Source organism: Pseudomonas sp. 43(2021), assembly GCF_017490805.1.
GTDB lineage: Bacteria > Pseudomonadota > Gammaproteobacteria > Pseudomonadales > Pseudomonadaceae > Aquipseudomonas.
This window is the reverse complement of record NZ_JAFGYJ010000334.1, coordinates 1-497: the sequence shown is the minus strand read 5'-3', so window position 1 is coordinate 497 and position 497 is coordinate 1. Positions and strand designations below refer to the sequence as shown.

1 pseudogene is annotated in these 497 nt (G+C 59.4%); it reads right to left on the bottom strand.

What is annotated here, in order from left to right:
- Positions 1–454 (bottom strand): annotated as a pseudogene (locus J5M71_RS27490) (hypothetical protein); the annotation flags it as partial.
- Positions 455–497 lie beyond the last annotated feature (43 nt).

The following is a 497-nucleotide window of genomic DNA, read 5'->3' as shown; positions in this document are numbered from 1 at the left end:
GCGTGACCATTTGCTGGCGAAACGGGTTGTTATGTTGCTGATGGCGGATCTTGTAGTCCACATCCCACTGCCCGCCGGGCAACAGAAATGCCTGCGCGGCGACTTCATCGGCCATGAGAAAGCGCAGGTTCAGGCCTTTGAGCGCATTGAGGCCGAAATACAATTTGCGCGAATCGAACAGACGCCGCGCCTCTGCAAGCAGTCCCGCTGATCCGGAGCGCCGAGAGGTGACAGACCAGTCAATGAGTCTGGCGAGGATCTTCTCCGCTGCGCTGGCGCTCAAATCCTGTTCGGTGGCCTGGGCGAGGTTCTGAATGACCAGCACTGCCGCCAGTTCCGGGTCGCTCAGGCTGGCCAGTGTCGCGTCACCCTCGGGCTGCAACAGCGCCGTACACGCATCATGGGTGATGGGCAGAAATACCGGGGTGGCCAAATCAAAATGTTCCGGGTGCATACAACCTCGCCGCCTGGGCTTTAATACAACACCAGATCAGTCC